Source organism: Streptococcus gordonii (genome assembly GCF_001553855.1).
In the GTDB taxonomy this organism is placed as follows: domain Bacteria; phylum Bacillota; class Bacilli; order Lactobacillales; family Streptococcaceae; genus Streptococcus; species Streptococcus gordonii.
In genome coordinates, this window is the sequence record NZ_LQWV01000001.1 from 186,624 (window position 1) to 209,320 (window position 22,697).

Consider the following 22,697-nt stretch of genomic DNA (forward strand, 5'->3'; position numbering starts at 1 on the left):
CTGCACTTTTTCTACTCTATTCAATACTGAATCAGAAAAATCTCCTGCTTTATATCTCTGTTGGCCAATATTTTGATATAAACGAATTTACGCTAATAAAAAAGGCAGGTTGAAATAATTTGCTTGGTTGAAATCTTCCAAACTATTCACATCCAGCTCCTTTTAGAAATCATTCACTGACCTCTTTTTGATTTGCTTCGGAAATATTTCCAATAAAGAGAGTAGGGAATGGGCAAACCGAGAATCAAGCAAAAGCGATTGACAACAATATCCGCCTTTCCTGCGCTGTTAAAATGAATGGGAACCTGCTCTGGTAGCAGGCAGATAATCAAAAATATGATTACTGCTAAGAAAAACAAAACGAATAAATCTTTCTTTTTCATTAGCCATGGACCTCCTTAAAATATCCTTGTTTTATTAAATGCCTATAAAGGACGGCAGCCAAAAGCAAAAGTCCAAGAGCTGAGATTCGCAGCGACATCTCCAAGTCCATACCAAATAGTAAGGATAAGCAAAGAGGGAACACAAGAACCAAGATGCCAATTCCTCCAGACAAGATAGCCGAAAAACTTTGCTTAATAACAATCATTTCATTGTCCCAGATGAACTTAGGATAATGAAAATTGACCACAAGTCCCTGAAGAGCTGTAAACAGTGAATAAGCCAGTGAAATAAGGACCAAATCCACTACTTGCAATCCTCCTAGCGAGAAACGCCAAGTCAGAACAGGCAAGCCCAGCAGCAAGGCTGTGAAATGTAAGGACACCGTCAAGGCCAGCTTTGCCATCATTATCTGCCTCATAGAAACCGGGAGCGTCTGAAGCAGCCAAATCTCTTCCCCCTCTAAGGAAATACTGACAGCTGCAGGATTGGAAATACTGAGACAGCCAGCCAGTAATAGGGGTAAAAATTCTCGGCTATCGCTGAGTCCTATCGAAGAAAAGAGGACATCAGGACTCATAAAACAAAGCGAGATGGCTAAAACGATGATTAAAATAGTTCCTAGTCCACTATTGAGCATATAAAGATAGGAACTCACAAAATTCGCAAATTCTCTCCTATAAAGAGCCATAAAGGGAGACTTCTGCCAGCTTCTATAGACTTTGCTTTCTGACTTCACTCCTGTTATCATCTGATTTATTTTTAAATAATTTCTACTTAAATACCTCAGAAAAAGTCCTGTCAGCGCAAACGAGACAAACATCAACAAAAGGCTAGACCACCAGAAATGCTGAGGGTTAAAAAACAAGCTTGCCGGAGGATAGAGAGAAGTCAGCTGCTTGGTAAGCAAGAGACCAACATTTTCCGCTGACAGTCCAGCTCTCATAGCCCACATACTGCCTGTTGCCAGCCCCAAAAGCAAGAAGAGAGAAAAAAGGAAGGCAACTAGATTCTTATGAGGGGCCTTTGAGGCTATGTAGGCAACGCACAAGCCAAGTAAAGAGGCTAAACAGAGAGGTAAAAGAGGAATAAATCCCATTAAAAGCAGATAAAGAAGCAACTCCAACAAGGACGCACTATATCCAAACCAAACGAGGCCTGCTGGGAGCATGAGAAGAATGGCAAACACACTGTTCAAAAGATAAAGAAAAGCATATTTCTCACAGACAATCTCTCTAATACTGAGCGGCAATACGATGAGCCTGTCAAGTTCCTCTTGGTCAAACAAGATGCCATTTGATTGCATCAGACTGAAAAAGAAAATAATAAAACTAACCAAGGCAATCATATAGGCTGGAATCAAATTTGCCTGCCCCAACTTGACCAAACTCAAAGCCGTCAAAAGGTTATAGCCTGAAAATAGCAAAATAAGCAAGAAGAGCAGACCAAGCTTAAAATACCTGCCCAACCCTCGTCCTTTCCTTAAATCATTAAGCGAAAATGTGTTGTATAATTGTACTTTTAAAAGCAAAAGAATATTAGTCATCTTCCTGTAACTCCATAAATACTTGTTCCAAACTGAATGCCCCCTTAACTTCAGAGGTCCTTCCATTAGCCACCAAACGTCCCTTTTGCAGAATTGCTACCTTATTGCAGAGTTCTTCCGCAACCTCTAAAACGTGAGTAGAAAAGAAAATCGCATGCCCTTGACTGGCTAGCTCTCTCATGATTTGCTTAAAATAATATGCGCCTTTCGGATCTAAACCGACAAAAGGTTCATCTAAAATCAACAATTCTGGCTCATGCAGGAGAGCCGCTATTAGTGCCAATCGCTGCTTCATCCCATGTGAATAAGCTGATATCAACTGATCCAAAGACGTATCCAGCTCAAACATTTTAGAATACTTTTCTATAGCTGCTTGCCTCTTTTCCATAGAAACCCTATAAATGTCTGCTACAAAATCCAAAAACTGCCTTGCTGTCAGATTTTTATAAAGGTCTGGGTTATCCGGCAGAAACGCCATCTTTTTCTTACAAAGCAAGGGCTCCTTCCTGATAGAGTGCCCGCAGATATAAATCTCTCCTTTATCAAAATCATGAATCCCCACAATGGACTTAATGGTGGATGTCTTACCTGCTCCATTAGCGCCGATGAAGCCATAAATATCTCCAGGCTCCACCATCAGACTAAGATCATCCACAGCCTTTTTACCATTGCTATATACTTTTGTTAAATGTTCTATTTTTAACATGAATTTCTCCTTTTGTTTTAACTGACATTTTGTCAGTTTTAGCGTAAAATTTTTTAAAATTTAGGTTAAGAGATTGAAGACTTGAACTGACATTTTGTCAGTTATGTTTCTAAATAAAAGGCAGAAAACTGCCGATTATTCTAAAAAAATAGATTCTTCTAATCCTAAGGTTTTTTCTAATATCGCCTGGAAGCTGGTGAGATAATCCTGCAAAGTCTCTGGTTTTTCATTACTCATCTTAATATCATTTGACACAAAGACGTAGGCAGTCATGAGAAAAGAAGCCGTTTCATGTGGATATATTAAATGAAAATCTCCGGATTTCTGTCCTTCCTCCAAGATATGAGTGAAGAAAACAATCATCCGTTCACAGAGTCTATGATAAAAGCGATCTAAAACATAGCGATTGGTCTCCAAATTGACGGTTTCCTGCAAAACTTGATTTTCCTGTGTTCTGCTTTCCTCTGGGATAAGGGTCGCCTCAATAAAGGCTCTGATTTTTTCCTTGGCCCCAACATTTGGCTGATAGCTAATCTTTTCTAGCTTTCTCAGCAAGGGCTCAGAGTTCTTTTCAATCAGACAATAGAGAATGTCTTCCTTATCCTTAAAATGATAGTAAAGCAGACCTCGTGAGATTCCAAGCTTATCAATAATATCTTGAGTTCTAGTCTTTAGATAGCCTTTTTGGGCAAAGAGCTGTAAGGCTGCAGACATAATCTCTGCTCTCCGTACCTCTACTTCCTTGACATCACGCATGATTTCTGCCTCCTTGTGGTCAGTATAGCACCTAACTGACATTTTGTCAATGATATAATAAAAAAAACAGCAGGTCAGAGCCTGCTGTTAATCAAATTAGTCTTCATTTACGAAAGGCATCAAAGCCATTACGCGAGCGCGTTTGATAGCTGTTGTTACTTTACGTTGGTTTTTAGCTGAAGTTCCTGTTACACGACGAGGAAGGATTTTCCCACGTTCTGAAACGAAACGGCTAAGAAGCTCAGTATCTTTGTAATCAACATATTCAATTTTGTTCGCTGCGATATAATCAACTTTTTTACGGCGTTTGAATCCGCCACGACGTTGTTGAGCCATGTGTTTTCTCCTTTATATTATAGTTCTAGTTTGTCCAATTAGAATGGCAGATCATCATCTGAGATATCCATTGGATTTGAGTTACCAAATGGATTCTCATCACGAGAAAAATTCGGTACTTGGTGAGACGAGTCAGCGCCTCCGAAGCTTGGTGCTGCATTACCGCCAAAGTTATTTGGAGTATAACCTCCAGACTGTCCTTCACGGCTTGTACGACTTTCCAATAGTTGGAAGTTATCTGCAACGACCTCAGTGACGTAGACACGTTGACCTTGCTGATTTTCATAATTACGAGTCTGAATACGACCTGTAATTCCGACTAGAGCACCTTTTTTAGCCCAGTTTGCAAGATTTTCTGCCTGCTGACGCCAGATGACAACATTGATAAAGTCTGCTTCTCTTTCACCATTATGGTTTTTAAAATTACGATTAACAGCTAATGTAAATGTTGCAACCGCTTGGTTTTGCGGTGTATAGCGTAGTTCAGCATCGCGGGTCATGCGACCTACAAGTACAACGTTATTTATCATGAATCTACCTTCTTAATTAAGCGTCAAGTTTGACGATCATGTGACGAAGAATGTCAGCGTTGATTTTTGAAAGACGGTCAAACTCTTTAAGAGCTGCATCGTCGTTTGCTTCAACGTTAACGATGTGGTAAAGTCCTTCACGGAAATCTTGGATTTCGTATGCAAGACGACGTTTTTCCCAATCTTTTGATTCAACAACAGTTGCACCGTTGTCAGTCAAGATAGAGTCAAAGCGTGCTACCAAAGCGTTTTTAGCTTCTTCTTCAATGTTTGGACGAATAATATAAAGAATTTCGTATTTAGCCATTGATTTTTCCTCCTTTTGGTCTAATGACCCCAAGACTTTGCAAGGGGTAAGTGAGGTTTTCTCACGAATAACTATTATACTAGATTCTCTATGAAATAGCAAGAGAATTCTTTAAAACTTCGTGAACGAGATGTTCTGATACTGCTCAAGTATTTGACGACCCTGTTTCTTTCCGATATAATAGGACTAGTTTGACTAATGAGGAGTTTTTTATGTCTGATTTTGAAAAATTGCAAGAGACTGTTTACCAACTATTAGAATTAGTTGGGGAAAATCCTGACCGTGAAGGGTTGCTTGACACACCAAAGCGAGTAGCTAAAATGTATCAGGAAGTCTTTTCTGGGCTTGGTCGAGATCCTAAGGATGAATTTACTGCTGTATTTTCGGAAGGTCATGAAGAAGTCGTTCTTGTAAAAGATATTCCATTTCATTCCATGTGTGAACATCATCTCTTACCTTTCTATGGTGTTGCTCATGTCGCCTACCTACCTAGCAATGGCAAAGTCACTGGGCTGAGCAAATTAGCCCGTGCTGTTGAAGTAGCTAGCAAACGTCCTCAACTACAAGAACGCCTTACTGCCCAAATTGCGACAGCCTTAGATGAAGCTTTGTCACCTGAGGGTGTATTTGTCATGGTTGAAGCCGAACATATGTGCATGACTATGCGAGGAATCAAAAAACCTGGTAGTAAGACTGTTACTACAGTTGCAAAAGGAATTTACAAAGAAAATGTTCATCAGAGACAGGAAATCTTGTCCATGATTCATCACGACTGATTCCCTCAATCACCGCAACATAATAATCTCACCTTAGAAAGAAGTTTATGAAGAAAAAATTAGTATTTCTCCTATTTCTGGTCCTTATCTGTATTGGAATTGAGTACGAAACAAAGACCTATACTCTAGGCGAATTATCTGGCAAAGCTTACGGCATTATTGGACTGGCTGCCTTACTAGCCTTGCTTTATATTGTTCCAGCTAGCTTAATCATTTTACACTTTCAAAAAAAATGGAAGACTCCGCTTGCTAGTTTAATCATTGCCTTCTTGGGCGGACTCTTCATCGCAGGATGGACTTCTGGTCTTGCCAACACTTATATCCATGATGGTGTTTCTACTTTATCTATTTCTTTTATTAGTGATTTAGAAAGTGCCATTGTTGCTCCCTTAGTTGAAGAGCCTCTCAAATTGATTGGCGTAGCCTTTGCTCTCTACCTAGTTCCTGTAAAAAACTTGAAGTCTATCTTACTTCTGGGAATTGTAGCAGGGTTTGGTTTCCAAATCAGCGAGGACTTCTCATATATTCTATCTGATATGTCTGAAGGCTTCTCTTTCGCTATCTCAGGAATTCTGGGACGCGTGGTTGGCTCAATCGCCTCTCATTGGCTCTACACAGGCTTGACTGCTTTCGGCTTGACCCTCATGATTCGCTATCGCAAAAAGAATGCTAGCAACTTCAAAACAGGACTTATATACTTCCTAGCGGCTTTCATCCTACATTTCATCTGGAACTCACCGCTCTCAGCTATTGAAACCGAAATACCGCTTGTAAGACCTATCCTATCTGCCCTAGCTATTTTTACCTTCTTCTTAGCCTACCAAACAGCTGCGCGATTAGATAATGATCAGCCAAGTTTACCTTTTTAAACACTTACATAGTTAAAAGAACTGCTCAAGACAGAATAATCTATCTTAAAGCAGTTCTTTTTTATAGGCCACAGACTATGAGTCTATCAAGAACTAATCTATCACTGTGAACTTGATATGAGAGTAGTCCTTTTCTAAATCCTTGCCCGCCATAAAGGCCGTAGCTTCTTTCTTTACTTTTACTAAGTCGATTCCCTGGTCTTGAGCACCAAAAATACAGCCACAATAACACTGACGATAAATATCATATTCCTCGCACATCTCCACCGAGCGCTTGTAGCCTTGATTCTTCTTGAAATCACTCGGCAAATAGTGGGTAGCATAGACCTTTTGAACCTCAATACCAACACTGTTGATGGTTTGTGAATTCTTATGTGGGCTGATAGTTAGGGCGCTACCGAAATAATCAAAACCAAGTTCAACCGCAACTTCTGCCGTCTGGTCCAATCGATAGTCATAGCAAACCTTGCAACGATCGCCCCCTTCAGGTTCATCCTCCAGGCCATGAACTTTTCGGAAAAATTCCTGAGGTGCATAAGGGGCTTCTAAATACTGAACTGTATAACCTGTTTTCTCATTGAAGTCGCTGACAAACTTTTGAGTCACATAAGCCCTCCTCTGATACTCCGCCTTAGGATGAATATTGGAATTGGCAAAGTAAATTGTCACATCTGCATATTGGCTGAGATATTCCAAGGTATAGGTCGAGCAAGGGGCACAACAAGTATGCATAAGAATGGTCGGGCGTTTCTGATCCTTTTCCCAAACCTGAACCATTTTCTGCATGACACGGTCATAATTGATTTTCTGGTTGAGATTCATCTTGCTCAGAATTTCTTCTACATCAATCATCATTTTCTCCTTTTTCTATCGTTATTTTATCATATAGGAAGCCTGAGCTCAAATCTTCAAGGAAGTAATTATGTTTTAACAGTAAAAAAGAGGAAATTTCTTTCCTCTTTTTGTTATTTAAGCTTTTAGCTAATGACTACATCATTCCGCCCATCATGCTTGGATCCATGGCTGGTGCTGGACTAGCTGGCTCTGGCTGATTCGCTACCACTGCTTCGGTAGTCAAGATCAGGCTAGCAACAGAAGCCGCATTTTGCAAGGCTGAACGAGTCACCTTGACTGGATCAATGATTCCTGCCTCAATCATGTTAACCCATTCGCCAGTCGCTGCATTGAAACCTGTACCAGCTTCAGAGTTTTTCAAACGGTCAATGACGATTGAACCTTCAAAGCCTGCATTGAGAGCGATTTGGCGAACTGGCTCTTCCAAGGCACGAAGAACAATATTACGACCAGTAGCTTCATCTCCTGTTAATTCGAGACCAGCAACTGCATCTAGAACGCTAACAAAGGCTGTACCACCACCGGATACAATTCCCTCTTCTACAGCGGCACGGGTTGCGTTAAGGGCATCTTCGATGCGGAGTTTCATTTCCTTGAGTTCTGTTTCGGTTGCAGCTCCAACCTTAATCACAGCTACACCACCAGACAATTTAGCCAAACGTTCTTGCAGTTTTTCCTTGTCAAATTCTGAAGTTGCACTCTCAATTTGAGATTTGATAACAGCTACACGGTTAGCAATGGCTTCAGGATTTCCAGAACCTTCTACAATTACAGTGCTGTCCTTGTCAACAGTGACTTTAGATGCTTGTCCAAGTGCTTCAATGGTTGCATCCTTGAGGTCCAATCCAAGATCTTCTGTAATGACTGTTCCACCTGTCAAGATGGCAATATCTTCCAACATAGCCTTACGACGATCACCAAAACCTGGTGCTTTAACAGCTACAACGTTGAAAGTTCCACGAATCTTGTTAAGAACCAGTGTTGGCAAAGCTTCGCCATCCACATCATCTGCAATGATCAAAAGCGGACGGTTGGTTTTCAAGATGCTTTCTAACAATGGCAGAATTTCTTGAATGTTAGAAATTTTCTTGTCTGTAATCAAAATATAAGGGTTGTCCAGATCAGCCACCATTTTTTCACTATCTGTCACCATGTATTGAGACAAGTAGCCACGGTCAAACTGCATTCCTTCTACAACATCCAGCTCAGTTTCCATCCCTTTGGACTCTTCGATAGTGATAACTCCGTCGTTGCCAACTTTTTCCATAGCCTCAGAAATGTATTCACCGACTTTCTCACTACGAGAAGAAACGGCAGCAACCTGAGCGATAGCTTCCTTGTTAGAAACTGGAATAGCAGTTTCTTTCAGAGCGCTGACAGCTGTTGCAACAGCTGCTTCAATCCCACGACGGATACCGATTGGATTGGCTCCGGCAGTTACGTTTTTGATTCCTTCGCGGACGATAGCCTGCGTCAAAACTGTTGCTGTTGTTGTTCCGTCACCTGCGATATCGTTGGTTTTGGAAGCAACTTCTGACACCAACTTAGCACCCATATTTTCAAAGTGGTCTTCCAATTCAATTTCTTTAGCGATGGTCACACCGTCATTAGTGATAAGGGGAGAGCCAAAAGATTTTTCCAAAACAACATTGCGACCTTTAGGTCCCAAGGTTACTTTGACTGTATCTGCTAAAATATCGACTCCGCGTACCATTGCACTTCTTGCATCTGCTGAAAATTTAATGTCTTTTGCCATTTTTTATCCCTCTTTTCTAATCTTACTCAACTATTGCTAGAATATTGGCTTCGCTGACTAGAAGGTAGGTTTCTTCACCGTCTTTCACTTCTACTCCTGCGTGACTTTCAACAAGAACCTTGTCTCCAGCTTTGACAGATGGTGCTACCAATTCACCGGTCAAGGTACGAACTCCTTGGCCAACTGCTACAACTGCGGCTGTCTTAGTCGCTGCATGACTGTTACCAGCGATAACAAAACCGCCAACTTTCTCTTCTTTTTCTTCTATTTTTAGGACCACTCGGTCACCTAATGGTTTTAACATAGTATCCCTCCTGAGATTAATTTTTAGCACTCTCTTATATCGAGTGCTAATCTATAGTTATTATTTTATCACTTGGTCAAAAATAGTCAAGAAAAAAATACTATTTTTTCTTCAAAGAACTTAAAAAACTGACTAGAGAAACCAGTCAGTTTTTTTGTCTTATCCTAGGACTAGAGCATCATCATTCAGTACTTGACCACTGTTCTTATGGAAGAGATCCATGAGCTGAGCTACCGTTAGATTTTCCTTTTCTTCACCCTTCACATCCACGACAATCTTCCCATGATAGAGCATAATCAAGCGATTACCATACTCAATGGCGTGTTCCATGTTATGAGTGACCATGAGGGTTGTTAGCTTCTGCTCTTCTACTACTTTTTTCGTTAAGTTCATCACCATATCACTTGTTTTAGGATCGAGAGCTGCAGTATGTTCGTCCAGCAAGAGAACCTTAGGCCGAACTAAGGTCGCCATCGAAAGAGTCAAAGCCTGTCTTTGACCTCCAGATAAGAAATTAGCATCCGTCTTCATTCTATTTTCAAGACCTAGGCCAAGATGTTCCAGTGCACCCTTAAAGATTTGGCGTTCTTCTTCTGTAATTGATCGTTTGAAAAAGCTCCGCTTCTTCCCACGACGATAAGCAATGGCCATATTTTCTTCTATCGTCAAATTGGTGGCTGTCCCCATCCGCGGGTCTTGAAAAACTCGACTAATACTTTTCGATCGATCAGCTACTGAAGGCTTTCTAATAGACTGACCATCAAGCAAGATATCTCCATCATCAATCTCTACGACACCTGCGATAGAGTTCATCAAGGTTGATTTCCCTGCTCCATTCCCACCAATTACGGAAATAAAGTCTCCCTGTTCGATTTCGAGATCCAAGCCTCGGAGAACAGGATTCTCATTGATTGTTCCTTTTTCAAAGGTCTTATGAATATTGGTTAATGTTAATAAAGACATTAGCTGTCACCTCCTGGCGTTAAGGTTTTGTTTGCTTTAATCTGCAATTTTTGACGAATTTCTGGAACGTAAAGAATGAGAGCAAGAAGAATAGCTGAGGCTAATTTAAGCATTTGAGCATCCACATTCATAGCCAGAATAACTACTAGAACTAAACGATATAGGATGGATCCGACCACAATGGACCAGAGACGTTTTCCAAGCGGAAGGTATTTAACAATGACTTCGGCCAAGATAATCGATGCTAAGCCGTTTACAATGGTTCCTGTTCCCATATTCATATCCGCATAACCATTATTTTGAGCTAAAAGGGAGCCAGCAAGGGCAATTAGCCCATTTGAAAGCATATAACCTAAAATCTTAATTCGGTCAACTTTAATTCCATTGGCTTCTCCCATAGCCAAATTATCTCCGGTCGCCCGCAAAGCTAAACCAAGCTGGGTATTGAGTAGGACAATTAAAAGTAAGATAACAAAGGCAACGAAGGCAAGCCCTAATACAATGACCGAAGAGGTCTTAGATAGACTAAGTAGACTTGTCATCACAGTCACCAGTGTTGTCTGACCTGAAAGAGAAAGATTAGAACTTCCTAATACAAGTAAGTTAACAGAATAAAGAGCAGTTAGAGTGATAATCCCCGTCAGAAGAGCCGGAATCTTCATCTTGGTATGTAGAAATCCAGACACTGCCCCCGCCAGCATTCCAGCAATAAAACCGCCAATGGTGGCTAGAAGAGGATTCAAGCCTTTCATAATTAAAATGGCTGTAGTTGCTGCACCAAGCGGGAAGGATCCTTCTGCAGTCAGGTCTGCAATATCTAAAATTCGGAAGGTAATGAAGACTCCAATAGCCATAATAGACCAGAGCAAACCTTGAGATAGAGCAGAGAGTACAATATCTAGAAGACCACCAGATGAATCAGACGACTTAGGTTTGGAAAGAGAATTCACTTTCGGATTAGCGGTATTTTTAGCAGAAGAGCTTTTCTGAGTTGTTTTTTTCGCTTGAGCATTTGCCTGTTCCTCTTGCTCAATGGCGCTGATGTCAATTCCTAGAAGTTGAGCCATTTCTTTATTAGCTACTGCCTTCAGCGTCTCAGGATCTTCAGCTGAAATATCATCGACTTTTTCTCCATTCATAATTCGAATAGCCATTTTAGCAGTTTGGCGACCCAAAGCTTCAAAATCAGCCCCGTAGGTAAAGAGCACCCCATCATCTACCACATCAACAGAACCACCCACTACAGGCACCTTCATTTCTTTAGATAAGTCTGTCACCAAGGTGATCGCTGAAACGATGGTATTATCAGCTGGAATAAAGAGGGCTTCCGTCTGACTCATCAAGCTTTTTGTGGTATCTTGCACATCATTTGTAGAGGAAATCCCCTTGACAACCGTTTCAATACCAGCTTCTTTAAAAGCTGCTTCTGCCTCTTGCACTTGAATCTCTGAGTTTCGTTCATTGGTGGTGTACATAATCCCAACTTTTTTCAGATTAGGCATGACTTTTTTTAGCAAGGCCACTTGTTTCTTGGCGGGAGCTCGGTCACTTGTACCAGTTGCTAGACCGCCAACCTTGTCCATAGACTTCACGAGCTTTGCGGATACAGGATCTGTAATCGCTGTAAAGAGAATGGGGGTGTCAGTCGATAGATTGACTAAAGATTGGGCTGCTGGCGTTGCAATCCCTAGAACCAAGTCATTCTTAGAGAGTAGGCTCGTAGAAATCGTTTGGAGATTGGACTGGTCCCCTTGGGCATTCTGGTAGTCAATCTTGATATTCTTACCATCAATATACCCTTGGTCTTTCAACTCATTCTCAAAGCCTTTTCGAGCAGCTGTCAGGGACTCATGCTCCACATATTGAAGAATCCCAATATGGACCTGTTTTTCCGACTTCTTTGAAGAACTGCATCCTGCTACAAGAAGTAAGGCTATCGCCAAACTAACCAAGGAAAGTAGTGTTTTTTTCATATCATGCTCCTTAATTTTTTTCAAAAACAAAAAGCCAATTAGATAATATTCTAACTGGCTTTTAAGTGCTGATATAGATGAGATCAATCATCCACTTTAATCCAGTCAGTTAGAAAAGATATCTAATCAGCTGGATTCATCATAAAATGCTTTAGCTTCATAGATACAAACGGGGAACGTTTGTATCCTTTCGGCTACAAACGTCTATCTAAAGAAACTAAAGTAAAAGTAGGTATTTAATTTAATTGTCTGTGATGACGTTTGTTTAACCATTTTATTTCTCCTTGTTTTTATTGTTTAATACTATACCCTTAATTTCATACAATGTCAAGACTTTTTTAGAAAATTTCTGAAAATTTTTAACAATCAACCCCCGATAATCTTTTATCAGGGGCATCTAGCTTAATATTTTATTTGAATTTTAGCTTCAAAATCATCAATAACTTTTTGAAGATTGAGTCGGCCTTTGTAGATACCATAACCAAATACTAACATGGCAAGAACACCTAAAACTGCTAGGATAATTCCAACAATGAAAAGAATCATATTGGTTTGGCGAAAGAAATAAATCAGAACAAGACCGATACTCGCAATGGTAAAGAAGAGACTAAACCAACGTCCTAGATTTTCAATCATATGTTTTTGATAGTGAATTTCTGTTTCATAGCCTTGAATCAATTCTTGTTCTGTCATGATTTCTCCTTTTAATATTTCAAACCTGGATTAAAGAAGCCAAGTAATACACCAATAAATGCAACAACTACAAGAAGTAGCATCACTTTGATTGGAGATAGATTTTTCTTAGCCATTAACCACCAGCAAAAGACGATAAATAATGCCGTCAAAAGTCCTGGATAAACTCCGTCCAATTGATCTTGCAGAACCAAGAATGCTTTTCCGGATGAGTCTTTTAATTGGAAAGCTGTTTTAACAGGCACCCAAGTAGCTGCTACTGCTCCGATAACCATACCACCAATGATAGATACAGATTTACGGATAGCTTGTCCTTGAGGACCAACAAGAAATTCAACCGCTTTGTCGCCCAGTTCATAGCCCTTAAAATAGGCAAATTTCATACCGAAGTAAGCTAGCAAGTTCCAGACAACGATGTAGAAGATAGCACCTAGTGGAGATCCTCCGTTTGATAAACCAAGGGCTATCCCCAAGATAATCGGGATCAGTGTCCCAACAATCAGCGAGTCTCCAATACCTGCAACAGGTCCCATCAAACCAGCACGAAGTCCATTGATTGTTTCATCATCCACTCCGTCAGCACCATTTGCACGTGCCTCTTCGAGCCCTGCTGTAATCCCGACAATCAAGGCACCTAGCTGAGGTTCAGTATTGAAGAAGGCTGTATAAGTATGCATTGCCTTTGCTTGATCTTCTTTTTTCGGATAAAGTTCTTCCACAATTGGTAGCATAGACGCAAGATAACCAAAAGTCTGCATGTGCTCTTGTGAGAAGCAGGTCAAGTTACCATAGTACCAATGATGGAAAGATTTTCCTAATGTTTTTTTCGTTAATTTTGCCATTTTAGATATCCTCCTCATCATCGTCATCAATCACGCCTGTACTTGCTACTGCTTGAGCTCTGACATTTTTAGCCATTTGAATTTCATAGAATAGAACAGCGAAAATCAATGAAATGACTGCACAAGAGACTAGATTTAATCCTAGAGAAGCTGCAAGAGTAAAACCGACAAAGAAAGGAATGAAGTCGACAGCTTTTTCAACAATTTGTTTTAACAAAATAGCGATTCCGACACATGGAAGGAGTGAGCCCACTGTAAAGAGGGTTTTCATTGGAATTCCATCCAAAGGAAGGGCTGATTTCAAAGCTGTAACTGCATCTGCCCCTAATTTACACATGATTAGAGTTGGTAAGAAAGAGAAGACAATGTGTGAAATCCATGGGAAGCCCCAGTCTACTGCGTACAAACGCTTAAATTCTCCTTTTTCGACTGCTTTCCAACCAATGTGTTGCCAGAGCAAGTTCATTGTAGCTGTACCATAAAATAGAACGGTACCAACTGTTCCTACTAAAGTTCCCATTGATTTAGCCAAGTTAGCTGCATCTGAAGAATCTAAGGCTAAGCCTTGTGTCGTAATAGCTACCATCGCTAGCGGAATACCGATATAAGAAACCGCACGAACGTCTGCTGAAACTGTACCACCAGGAGTAACCAGAGCAATATAAACCAATTGCATGGCAACCCCACAGACTATACCTAGTTTAATATCTCCTAAGATAAGCCCTGAAACAAGTCCACCAACAAGCGGGCGTCCCAGAGTATAGTTACCAATTGATGTACCACCTAGACCAGGCATGGATGACAAACACGCAAACAATCCTAGCAAAGCGGCCTGTAACCAAGAAATTGTCATAATAAGCCTCCTTTAACGCTTATAGTATTATTAAAAACCAAACTTAGACTTGAAATCACTCCAGTAGCCGATGGAAACATCTGGCAATAATTGGAATTTCACCTTATAACCAGCCTTTTCAATTGCTTCAATTGCCTCTGCTTCTTCCTGAGTAATAGACTGATTGTTTCCTAGTTTCGTTGCTCCTGGGCGATCATTAGCAGGCCCGACGATAATTTCTTTAACATCAGCTGGAACAAAGCCTTGGTCTACTAAAATTTCTTTCATATCAATTGGATTCTTCGTAATTAAGAAATAGCGGCTATCTGAATCCAAGACCTTTTGTGATTTTTCTTTAAAAGCTTCTTTAGTCCAAACAAAAGTTTTCTTATCTGAAGCAGCTTTATAAGCTTGTTTTAATACGGCATTCCCTGCAGCTGCATCATTGACCGCAATTAAGCCATCACAAGGATATTCCTTAGCCCAGCGAGTAACTGTCTGACCGTGGATCATGCGGTCATCAATCCGTACAAATGAAATTGTCATGATAAATCTCCTTTAAGTATTTAAATATCGTCGTCATCTTCTTCGTCACTATCGGTTGCGACTTCGAATTCTTGAAGAGCTGCTGAAGCTTCTGAAAGAATGGTTCTAGCTAGTTCTTTGCCTTCTAACATATCTTTCATAACTAGCCCTGTTAAAGCCATGGTCAGGTTTAGACCACCTAGGACAACTGCTGTGTCTAATTTTCCAAGTTCAGCCAAGACATCGCAGGCAGTAGTAAGAGGGCTTCCCCCAACAATATCTGCCAACACAAGAACCTGATCTTCCTCAGCTAAGCCCGCTAAAGCTTGGCGAAACTCCAAGGCAAAATCGTCTACTGACTTACCTGCTTTTAGACCAACAGCAATCACTTGATCTGTCTTGTCGCCGGCAAACATTCCCAAAGAACTTTGCACCCCTTCGGCCAAGCCACCGTGGCTGACCAATACAAGATATTTCATCTTTCCTGCCTCCTTACCCTTCTACTTCTTAGCCAATTTAGGCTTTAAACGTCGAAGGTTTCTTTATGATTTTATTTTACAGGTTGTGGAACCGGTTTCATATTGTCAAATGTCACTTAAGTTAGATGACATTTGTTAGGAAGAATATGACAATTGTCATATTGGTCTAGTCAACTTTGTTTATTCTGTGATTGAAATGCAAAAAAGAAAGCAGATTATTTTCCGCTTTCTATTTCCTTTTGAATACTAGGTAGGGCACTATCAATCTCTTGATTCTGCATCGCATTTTGAATCAGATAGTCCATCCGCTCCATCGTATGTTGATCTACTTCTAGACTGATATCAATGATAGAGCGATTCATCATGCGATCCAACCTCTCAGAAGTCAAAGAATCCAAGCCAAAATCATCTGCCTGTAGGATTTCTCTAGACTGCTGACTTTTCACTACAGATGGTAAGACCGAAGTCCCTTGAGATTTCTCAAATAGAGCCTGTTGGCTTTCTTTATCCTGCGACAACAAAAGCATAAATTCCCATGCCAGTTTTTCTTGACTGGTATTAGAAGACATGGCAAAGAGCGAAGTCTTGACCTGTGTTCCCATCACCTGATTGTTGGCCGTCGGCATTGGGATACAGGTCCAAGAAAAGCTAGAATATTTGGAAACATGGTAAGGATAGGGCTTGTAGGTCCGATACTGGGCCAGACTCATAGGATAGAAGGCCACCCTTCCCTCATCAAAGTCATTAGAAGTAACTTTATAGTGCCGACTGAGCATATCTAATTTGCTCATAAAGGACAGGGCTTGGTGCATCTCTGAGCTGTCTACATTGATGCCATATTTATTTGTCAGATGCCCACCATAAGCTACCAGAGCTTGCTGCCAAGTGTAATCTGTTATACCGTACTGATCCACCACACCATCGCCATTGGTGTCTTTGGTTACTTTCTTGCAAATCTCATAGAAATCCTCTAAAGTCCAGCCTGACTCAGGGATGCTAATTCCTTCTTTTTCAAGCAAGTCTTTATTGACACACATCATGATAGGATTGCTCTCAACTGGAAGAGCATAGCTGACTCCCTGATATTGCCCAGCTTCATAAGCCACCGGATAAAATGCCTTTCGCTCATCATCCCGTAAGAGGGTGTCCAAGGATTTGAGAGCGCCAGTCGAAGCCAACACGCTAAAGTCGTTTTCCGGTACCATAAAGAGATCTGGTTGCTCGCCTTTCAAGACTTGCTCTGCCAGCCAGTCGGCGTAATCATCCTTGGGAATCCCGCTTTCATAAATGACCTTGACATGAGGATGCGTCTTTTCAAATTTTTTAATCAAGCTGTCTAAGATCTTGTTTTCCCGGCTGTTAGGCACACCCCAGCTAGAACCAGCATAAACACCGATACGCAGGATTTTTTCCTGAGCTGAAGCCCAAAAGACAAAAGCCAGAGCAACAGATATGATCAGGACAACCAGTAGGGCCAAATGTCTCAGTCTCCACTTCATTTGTCGCTTTCCTTACTAAAATCTCTCTGGGTAACCCCAGTCTGAACAGCCCAGATAGCCAGCTGGGTTCGGTCGCGCAAGTTGAGCTTGGCTAGGATACCTGACAGGTAATTTCGGACTGTCCCTTCTGATAGAAAGAGCTTGGCAGCAATTTCTTTATTAGAAATCCCAAAGCCAATCTGCTGGATAATCTTCCACTCCGTCCGGCTCATGTCCTCTATATTTTCCTCCGTCACTGTGATAGCAAAGTTGGACTGGGCCATCTGAGAAAAGATTTTGAAGACCTTGGTGGCAATATTGGGATTGATCATAGCTCCGCCTCGATAGACTGTCTGAATGGCTTCGTGAAGTTCTTCTGTCGAAACCCCTTTGAGAATATAACCAGACGCACCATATTTGAGAGCGGAGAAGATAAATTCATCGTCATCAAAGGTCGTCAGAATGATAATCTTAACATCCGGATACTGCTCCTTGACAGCCTTGGTACAGAGAACACCGTCCATGACTGGCATGCGAATATCCATCAAAATCACATCTGGGCGCACTCGATGAAGCTTTTCCAGCACTTCCTTGCCGTCTCCGACTGTCCCGACAACCTCAATATCTGCGTGGGCAGACAGGATAATTTGCAGAGATTCGCGAATCAAGGCCTGATCGTCTGCTATTAAAACCTTAATCATGTCTTCCTCCTATTTTTGGGATTTCGATATGCGTGTAGAAACCGTCCCGATTTTCAAATCGGACGCTTCCGCCAATAATCATTAGACGCTCCTGCATCTGCTTGAGGCCATAGCCGTAGCAGAGTTCATCAAAACCAACACCATCATCCTGAATGGTCATTACATAAGCTTCGTCTTCCTCCAATAGCTCAACCCAGATAGTCTTGGCATGGCCATGTCGGACAGAGTTGGTAATAGACTCCTGAATCACCCGGAAGACAATGTCTTCCTTGGCAATATCCAAGTCAATATTATCCCATTCGTAGCAGAGATGAATCTCCAAATTGGAGATAGCTTCATACTCACGGATAATCTTAATCAGAGCTTCCTTCAAAGTGTTATTTTCTAGAGCTCCCGGCCGCATTTTATTGAGCGAGCCTCGGACATCACGGATACCGTCTCGAACAACGACTGAAACATTATTGAGTTGCTCCTTAGCTCGGTTGGTATCAATATCGACCAAGACCTTGACCGCATCAATACCCGCTGAAATTCCTGTCAGGGCATGGCCCAATGTATCATGAATTTCTCTGGCAATCCGCTTTCGCTCTCGATCTTCTGCTATTTTCTCAGACAAGGCCAGATAAGAGTTCAACTCGCGATTGGCCTGAGAAGCCATGCGCAGCTCTTCCTCAATCCGATGACGCTCTGTAATAGCCGACAAGATATAGAAGAGCAAGGAAATCATAAAGACAACGATATTGAGGGAGTAGAGAAAGTTCTTACCAAAAAGCAGCAACAGCCGGACAGACTCTGGATAAAACCGAATATAGGTATCTAGAGAAGGCAACTTGATAAAGAGCGACATGAGGTCATAGTTGGACAAGAGCAGCATGCCAAAGCTCAAAATAATGAAAGAAAACCAGTACTTCTTGTCTTTGGAAGAATTGAACTCCTTAGAGCCATAGAAAATATCCGCAAACACTAAGAGAAGCAAGCCATTGTAGGATGAGTGCAAGACAGAAAAGATGACCAGCATAAGCAGGATTTCAATAATGGTCGCCTTGTCATAGACGGACAGCTGATTAGGGTGGCGCTCGCGATAGTACATGACCAAGAGCAGGCAGGCATACAAGCTAATTGATACCCAGAAAATCAAGCTGGGAGAGCCGGGAATGGCATCCAAACGCTCTAAAAGCGAGTGACTGAAGCCCTTAGCCGCCACATAGTTGGTCGCAAAGAGATAGATAGACGCATTATAGACAATGGCAACCAGATTGATGACCATCAGCGCTATTTTGCTGTAAAATATACTTTTTTGAGGTCTCATTATTGCCACCCTGTAACTGTGTATTGACTGATATTATCCCTATTAACCAGATGAACTGGAATCAGATATTGGCTGTCGTAGGATTTCCCTTCCTTCATCAGCTCAATTACCTGCGCCACCTTGCGTCCCATCTGAATGGGCGATTGGGCCACGGTCCCCTCTATATCGTTTGTTGTAGCCAAAAAGTTTTTGATATCTGGTGAGCCATCCACGCCATAAATAGAAAGCTTTCGGTTCAAGCCGTTATTTTTAATAGCCGCTAGGGCACCAATCGCTGCCCGATCATTGAGAGCCATGACCACATTAAAGTCCATTCCTTCATCTAAGGCACTTTTTACTTGAGGCATTGCTTCTTCAGTCTGGCCAAGCGTCTCTTTTTGGGAAACAATCTTGTAACGAGGTTGATCTTTTATTGTCTCTACAAAACCTCGAATGCGGTCCATAGCAGAAACTGCATTTCGATGTTCTAGCAGAAGGATATTCGCAGCTGGCAAACGTTTCATCATATCTTTAGCAATTAAAACACCAGCTTGGTAATTATCTGAAACAATTGTCGTATCGACTGCCACTTCCTTGCTGACTGGCGCATCCACTACGATGATTTTAATCCCAGCTTTCTTGGCCTTTTGAAGAGAAGAAATGATACTTGGACTATTACTCTTCACCGGATTAATCACAATGACATCTACCTTTTCTCGGACGAAAAAGTCAATCTGTTGGCTCTGCTTGCCCTCATCCAGCTCAGGATCTCGAACATAGAGCCGACTCCCCTGCTGATTAGTTTTTTTCTCTAACTCCGCATTCAAGGTCTTGTAAAAGTCGTTATTCATGGTCATGTAGGTCACCCCAATCTTGACCTGTTTTGGATCTGGAAGAATCCCCTTAAAATACACAAAAGATAAAGCCAGTACAAGTAGAGCTAAGAGGGGCCACAAAGTATTTTTAAAATGAATATGACTTCTTTGCTTTTCTGTTTTCACTACTATTTATACCCCCAATCTATCTAGTAGGCTACACTTATATACAGAATTATTATATTACAAAGCGAGAAAAAATCAAAATCTACTCTAAAAAGCCAACTATCCTTTCATCGCTAAAATCAAAATTTTTCTATACTTCCAATCTAGTCTTCCCCACTAAAAGAGCCCCATGACCAAAATAGAATCATGGAGCTTCAGGTAACTGCGGCGTTGTTTTATTGACTGATTGCAGTTTCACAAAAAATAATTATCAGTTTAGTAATTTTTAATCAAATCGACTGTTGAACGATCTAACTTCTTCACAATTGCTTGCAAGAATGCCTGAGCTTGTAAGAAGTCATCCATTGCATAGAGTGTTTGATGGGAGTGGATATAACGAGCGCAAACTCCGATAGTTGTAGATGGAACACCACCGTTTTGGAGATGAGCTGCACCAGCGTCTGTTCCACCTTTTGCACAATAGTATTGGTACTTAATACCAGCTTCTTCAGCTGTAGTAAGCAGGAAGTCTTTCATATTAGGCAGCATGAGATGACCAGGGTCGAAGAAACGAATCAGCGTTCCGTCACCAATAGCACCTTGACCACCATATACATCACCAGCTGGAGAACAGTCTACAGCAAAGAACAATTCAGGCTCAAATTTAGTTGTTGAAGCGTGAGCTCCACGCAAACCAACTTCTTCTTGGACATTAGCACCGACATATAGCTCATTACCCAAAGCTTGACCTGATAAGGCCTGAGCCAGTTCGCTGACCATGAGAACCCCGTAACGGTTATCCCAAGATTTGGAAATAACATTTTTACCATTAGCTGTTAAAATAGCTGAGCTATCTGGCACAATAGCATCTCCTGGACGAATTCCAAAACTTTCTGCTTCTTCCTTATTGGCAAATCCACCGTCAAAGACAATATCGCTCACTTGTGGCAGGGTTGGTGTCCCACCAGCTCCACGTAGGAAGTGAGGTGGAACAGAGCCAGAAATCACTGGAATTTCCCGACCTTCTCTAGTAAACAATTTGAAGCGCTGACTGCTTACCACAAGAGGATTCCAACCACCGATTTCAACTACACGAAAAGTACCGTCTGCTTTAATCTCACTGACCAAGAAACCAACTTCATCCATATGAGAGGCCACTAAAACTCGAGGTGCATCTGCTAGGTTCGAATGCTTGATACCAAAGAGGCCACCCAAGCCATCTGTCACCATTTCATCCACATGCGGAGTCATTTTCTCCCGCAAATAAGTCCTTACAGGACCTTCATGAGCTGAGATTGCAGAAATCTCAGTTACTTCTTTGATTTTTGAAAATAAGTCTGTCATATTTACCTTCTTTCTGCCCCCTATTTTATCACTTTTTGGGAAAGATAGGTAGCAAAAGCCTAACTCTCTACAGGAGAAATATCCAAGTAAAAAAATTTCAGTTAAGTCCTCTCGCTTGTCAATTTCTCCTTTTCTATCTTGGCCATTGTTCCCCCTTCTTTTTTGTGTTAAAATATTGTCATGAAAGCTAAAAAAATCATTTTAACAACAGCTGCTCTTCTTGGAGCAGGAAGTCTTGCCTTGGGCGCGCGAAAAGTCGTCAAAGAACAACAGCTAGCCAAAAAGAGAGAAGAGATTATTCAACTGGTCCGTAGCTTCTTTGCTAGTCAAGGACAGATTGCCACGGTCTATGTGCAACTCTATGAGTCCAGCGAAGATACACTGGTTGGTGGAGTAGTCCTTGAAGATGACCGCCACCTTACCTTTGTCTACGAAAACGGCCAGCTAACTTATGAGGAAGAATGATGATTATTCCTGAAAATATAGAAGAATTGGCAACTTACGTTCAGTCAGAGGGGAGGACTGTCTTCTTTTTCACAGCAGACTGGTGTGGAGACTGTCATTTCATCCAGCCCTCCCTACCAGAGATTGAGGCAAGGAATCCAAATTTCACCTTCATCCAAGTAGACCGCGATGCCTATCTCGATCTTGCTAAACGCTGGGATGTCTATGGGATTCCTAGTTTGGTTGTACTGGAAAAGGGACACGAAATAGGTCGGTTGGTCAATCGCAATCGAAAAACCAAGTCTGAAATCAATGATTTTTTAGCGTCATTAAACTAATCAAATGGAGAAAAGAATGATTTTTACTTATAACAAAGAATTTGTTGGCGATGTTTTGATGGTGATTGTTGCCAACAACGAAGATGCAAAACTTTCTGTTGAACGCAAAGGAAATGTTGCTCGTATTTTCCGACAAGATACAGCCGAAACCGTAGCTTGGAACATTTTCCAAGTATCAGATATTCTTAATATCCAACAAAACGGTCAAATCTTCCTTACTGACGAAGAGGTTGCCTTGCTCAACCAAGAGTTGGCTAAAGAAGGCTTCTCTGAAACTCTGATCAATGATCTCCGACCGAAATTTGTCGTCGGAGAAATCGTCGAAATGATTGCTCATCCAGATAGTGACCATCTCAACATCTGTCAAGTACAGGTCGCAGCAGATAAGACTCTTCAAATCGTAGCCGGTGCCCCCAATGCTCGAGTAGGTCTCAAAACAATCGTTGCCCTTCCTGGCGCTATGATGCCTAAGGGAAACCTTATCTTTCCTGGTGAACTACGGGGTGAGAAAAGTTTTGGTATGATGTGCAGTCCACGTGAATTGCAATTACCAAACGCTCCTCAAAAACGTGGCATTATCGAATTAGCCGACTCTGAAGTCGTCGGAACTGCGTTTGATCCAGCAAAACATTGGCAAGGGTAAAAAAATCGTGATTTTCACGATTTTTTTCTTTCTCTTCCGAATAAATAAGTAG

The 22,697-nt window shown here is 41.4% G+C and carries 27 protein-coding genes; 5 read left to right on the top strand and 22 right to left on the bottom strand.

Annotation, left to right across the window (positions count from 1 at the left end):
* Nucleotides 1-173 precede the first annotated feature (173 nt).
* The 7 genes from AWH02_RS00840 to rpsF form a co-directional block, all read right to left on the bottom strand.
* Nucleotides 174-383: a DUF1648 domain-containing protein gene (locus tag AWH02_RS00840; protein WP_045504435.1), complete on the bottom strand. Its 210-nt coding sequence runs from the start codon at nucleotides 381-383 to the stop codon at nucleotides 174-176.
* Nucleotides 383-1,993 carry a hypothetical protein gene (locus tag AWH02_RS00845; RefSeq protein ID WP_060553827.1) on the bottom strand — a complete coding sequence of 537 codons (1,611 nt, stop codon included), beginning with the start codon at nucleotides 1,991-1,993 and terminating at the stop codon, nucleotides 383-385. Before AWH02_RS00845 ends, AWH02_RS00840 begins: the two co-directional genes overlap by 1 nt.
* Nucleotides 1,920-2,633, bottom strand: a complete 714-nt coding sequence (locus AWH02_RS00850; RefSeq protein WP_060553826.1) for an ABC transporter ATP-binding protein — start codon at nucleotides 2,631-2,633, stop codon at nucleotides 1,920-1,922. Before AWH02_RS00850 ends, AWH02_RS00845 begins: the two co-directional genes overlap by 74 nt.
* Nucleotides 2,634-2,768: 135 nt before the next feature.
* On the bottom strand, nucleotides 2,769-3,431 hold the full coding sequence (locus AWH02_RS00855) for a TetR/AcrR family transcriptional regulator (RefSeq protein ID WP_081041939.1): 663 nt from the start codon (nucleotides 3,429-3,431) through the stop codon (nucleotides 2,769-2,771).
* A 54-nt stretch (nucleotides 3,432-3,485) separates the two neighbouring features.
* Nucleotides 3,486-3,725, bottom strand: a complete 240-nt coding sequence (rpsR, locus tag AWH02_RS00860; protein WP_000068664.1) for a 30S ribosomal protein S18 — start codon at nucleotides 3,723-3,725, stop codon at nucleotides 3,486-3,488.
* A 38-nt stretch (nucleotides 3,726-3,763) separates the two neighbouring features.
* Nucleotides 3,764-4,255 (bottom strand): single-stranded DNA-binding protein, encoded by a 492-nt coding sequence (locus AWH02_RS00865; protein ID WP_012130902.1) that lies wholly within the window; start codon nucleotides 4,253-4,255, stop codon nucleotides 3,764-3,766.
* Nucleotides 4,256-4,271: 16 nt separating this feature from the next.
* Nucleotides 4,272-4,562 (bottom strand): 30S ribosomal protein S6, encoded by a 291-nt coding sequence (gene rpsF / locus AWH02_RS00870; protein ID WP_002896497.1) that lies wholly within the window; start codon nucleotides 4,560-4,562, stop codon nucleotides 4,272-4,274.
* A 212-nt stretch (nucleotides 4,563-4,774) separates the two neighbouring features.
* Here rpsF and folE point away from each other — a divergent pair, with 212 nt between their 5' ends.
* On the top strand, nucleotides 4,775-5,338 hold the full coding sequence (folE, locus tag AWH02_RS00875; RefSeq protein ID WP_045634139.1) for a GTP cyclohydrolase I FolE: 564 nt from the start codon (nucleotides 4,775-4,777) through the stop codon (nucleotides 5,336-5,338).
* Between the two features lie 47 nt (nucleotides 5,339-5,385).
* Nucleotides 5,386-6,207 (top strand): PrsW family intramembrane metalloprotease, encoded by an 822-nt coding sequence (locus AWH02_RS00880; protein ID WP_060553824.1) that lies wholly within the window; start codon nucleotides 5,386-5,388, stop codon nucleotides 6,205-6,207.
* A 93-nt stretch (nucleotides 6,208-6,300) separates the two neighbouring features.
* On the opposite strand, the gene AWH02_RS00885 is transcribed toward AWH02_RS00880, so the two are convergent.
* The 15 genes from AWH02_RS00885 to pepA form a co-directional block, all read right to left on the bottom strand.
* Complete coding sequence (locus tag AWH02_RS00885; protein WP_060553823.1) at nucleotides 6,301-7,059, bottom strand: epoxyqueuosine reductase QueH; 759 nt, start codon at nucleotides 7,057-7,059, stop codon at nucleotides 6,301-6,303.
* A 136-nt stretch (nucleotides 7,060-7,195) separates the two neighbouring features.
* On the bottom strand, nucleotides 7,196-8,818 hold the full coding sequence (gene groL, locus AWH02_RS00890; RefSeq protein WP_060553822.1) for a chaperonin GroEL: 1,623 nt from the start codon (nucleotides 8,816-8,818) through the stop codon (nucleotides 7,196-7,198).
* A gap of 22 nt (nucleotides 8,819-8,840) precedes the next feature.
* On the bottom strand, nucleotides 8,841-9,122 hold the full coding sequence (gene groES / locus AWH02_RS00895) for a co-chaperone GroES (RefSeq protein WP_045504448.1): 282 nt from the start codon (nucleotides 9,120-9,122) through the stop codon (nucleotides 8,841-8,843).
* A gap of 159 nt (nucleotides 9,123-9,281) precedes the next feature.
* Nucleotides 9,282-10,085 (bottom strand): ABC transporter ATP-binding protein, encoded by an 804-nt coding sequence (locus AWH02_RS00900; RefSeq protein WP_060553821.1) that lies wholly within the window; start codon nucleotides 10,083-10,085, stop codon nucleotides 9,282-9,284.
* The gene (locus AWH02_RS00905) at nucleotides 10,085-12,058 is read right to left on the bottom strand and encodes an ABC transporter substrate binding protein (protein WP_060553820.1); all 1,974 of its coding nucleotides are present in this window, start codon (nucleotides 12,056-12,058) and stop codon (nucleotides 10,085-10,087) included. Before AWH02_RS00905 ends, AWH02_RS00900 begins: the two co-directional genes overlap by 1 nt.
* A 402-nt stretch (nucleotides 12,059-12,460) precedes the next feature.
* Nucleotides 12,461-12,751 carry a hypothetical protein gene (locus tag AWH02_RS00910; protein WP_045504452.1) on the bottom strand — a complete coding sequence of 97 codons (291 nt, stop codon included), beginning with the start codon at nucleotides 12,749-12,751 and terminating at the stop codon, nucleotides 12,461-12,463.
* An 11-nt stretch (nucleotides 12,752-12,762) separates the two neighbouring features.
* Entirely contained in the window at nucleotides 12,763-13,593 is an 831-nt protein-coding gene (locus AWH02_RS00915; protein ID WP_048777245.1) for a PTS system mannose/fructose/sorbose family transporter subunit IID, read from the bottom strand.
* 1 nt (nucleotide 13,594) lies between these two features.
* Nucleotides 13,595-14,446, bottom strand: coding sequence for a PTS mannose/fructose/sorbose/N-acetylgalactosamine transporter subunit IIC (locus AWH02_RS00920; RefSeq protein WP_008810034.1), 852 nt, complete (start codon nucleotides 14,444-14,446; stop codon nucleotides 13,595-13,597).
* A 30-nt stretch (nucleotides 14,447-14,476) separates the two neighbouring features.
* The gene (locus AWH02_RS00925; RefSeq protein WP_008810035.1) at nucleotides 14,477-14,971 is read right to left on the bottom strand and encodes a PTS system mannose/fructose/N-acetylgalactosamine-transporter subunit IIB; all 495 of its coding nucleotides are present in this window, start codon (nucleotides 14,969-14,971) and stop codon (nucleotides 14,477-14,479) included.
* Between the two features lie 20 nt (nucleotides 14,972-14,991).
* Nucleotides 14,992-15,429, bottom strand: coding sequence for a PTS sugar transporter subunit IIA (locus AWH02_RS00930; RefSeq protein WP_048777246.1), 438 nt, complete (start codon nucleotides 15,427-15,429; stop codon nucleotides 14,992-14,994).
* Between the two features lie 215 nt (nucleotides 15,430-15,644).
* Nucleotides 15,645-16,928, bottom strand: a complete 1,284-nt coding sequence (locus tag AWH02_RS00935; protein WP_060553819.1) for an ABC transporter substrate-binding protein — start codon at nucleotides 16,926-16,928, stop codon at nucleotides 15,645-15,647.
* Complete coding sequence (locus AWH02_RS00940; protein WP_002896732.1) at nucleotides 16,925-17,608, bottom strand: response regulator transcription factor; 684 nt, start codon at nucleotides 17,606-17,608, stop codon at nucleotides 16,925-16,927. The genes AWH02_RS00935 and AWH02_RS00940 overlap by 4 nt, the downstream gene beginning before the upstream one ends.
* Nucleotides 17,601-18,917: a sensor histidine kinase gene (locus AWH02_RS00945; RefSeq protein ID WP_060553818.1), complete on the bottom strand. Its 1,317-nt coding sequence runs from the start codon at nucleotides 18,915-18,917 to the stop codon at nucleotides 17,601-17,603. The genes AWH02_RS00940 and AWH02_RS00945 overlap by 8 nt, the downstream gene beginning before the upstream one ends.
* Nucleotides 18,917-19,903 (bottom strand): sugar ABC transporter substrate-binding protein, encoded by a 987-nt coding sequence (locus tag AWH02_RS00950; RefSeq protein WP_060553817.1) that lies wholly within the window; start codon nucleotides 19,901-19,903, stop codon nucleotides 18,917-18,919. The genes AWH02_RS00945 and AWH02_RS00950 overlap by 1 nt, the downstream gene beginning before the upstream one ends.
* 249 nt (nucleotides 19,904-20,152) lie before the next feature.
* On the bottom strand, nucleotides 20,153-21,220 hold the full coding sequence (pepA, locus tag AWH02_RS00955; RefSeq protein WP_060553816.1) for a glutamyl aminopeptidase: 1,068 nt from the start codon (nucleotides 21,218-21,220) through the stop codon (nucleotides 20,153-20,155).
* Nucleotides 21,221-21,400: 180 nt separating this feature from the next.
* Between pepA and AWH02_RS00960 the strand changes: the two genes are divergently transcribed.
* From AWH02_RS00960 to ytpR, 3 genes are read left to right on the top strand one after another with little or no spacing between them, the layout of a single operon-like run.
* Nucleotides 21,401-21,685 (top strand): DUF4651 domain-containing protein, encoded by a 285-nt coding sequence (locus AWH02_RS00960; RefSeq protein ID WP_060553815.1) that lies wholly within the window; start codon nucleotides 21,401-21,403, stop codon nucleotides 21,683-21,685.
* Nucleotides 21,685-22,002: a thioredoxin family protein gene (locus tag AWH02_RS00965; protein WP_060553814.1), complete on the top strand. Its 318-nt coding sequence runs from the start codon at nucleotides 21,685-21,687 to the stop codon at nucleotides 22,000-22,002. The genes AWH02_RS00960 and AWH02_RS00965 overlap by 1 nt, the downstream gene beginning before the upstream one ends.
* Nucleotides 22,003-22,018: 16 nt before the next feature.
* Nucleotides 22,019-22,645 (top strand): YtpR family tRNA-binding protein, encoded by a 627-nt coding sequence (gene ytpR, locus AWH02_RS00970; RefSeq protein WP_060553813.1) that lies wholly within the window; start codon nucleotides 22,019-22,021, stop codon nucleotides 22,643-22,645.
* Nucleotides 22,646-22,697 lie beyond the last annotated feature (52 nt).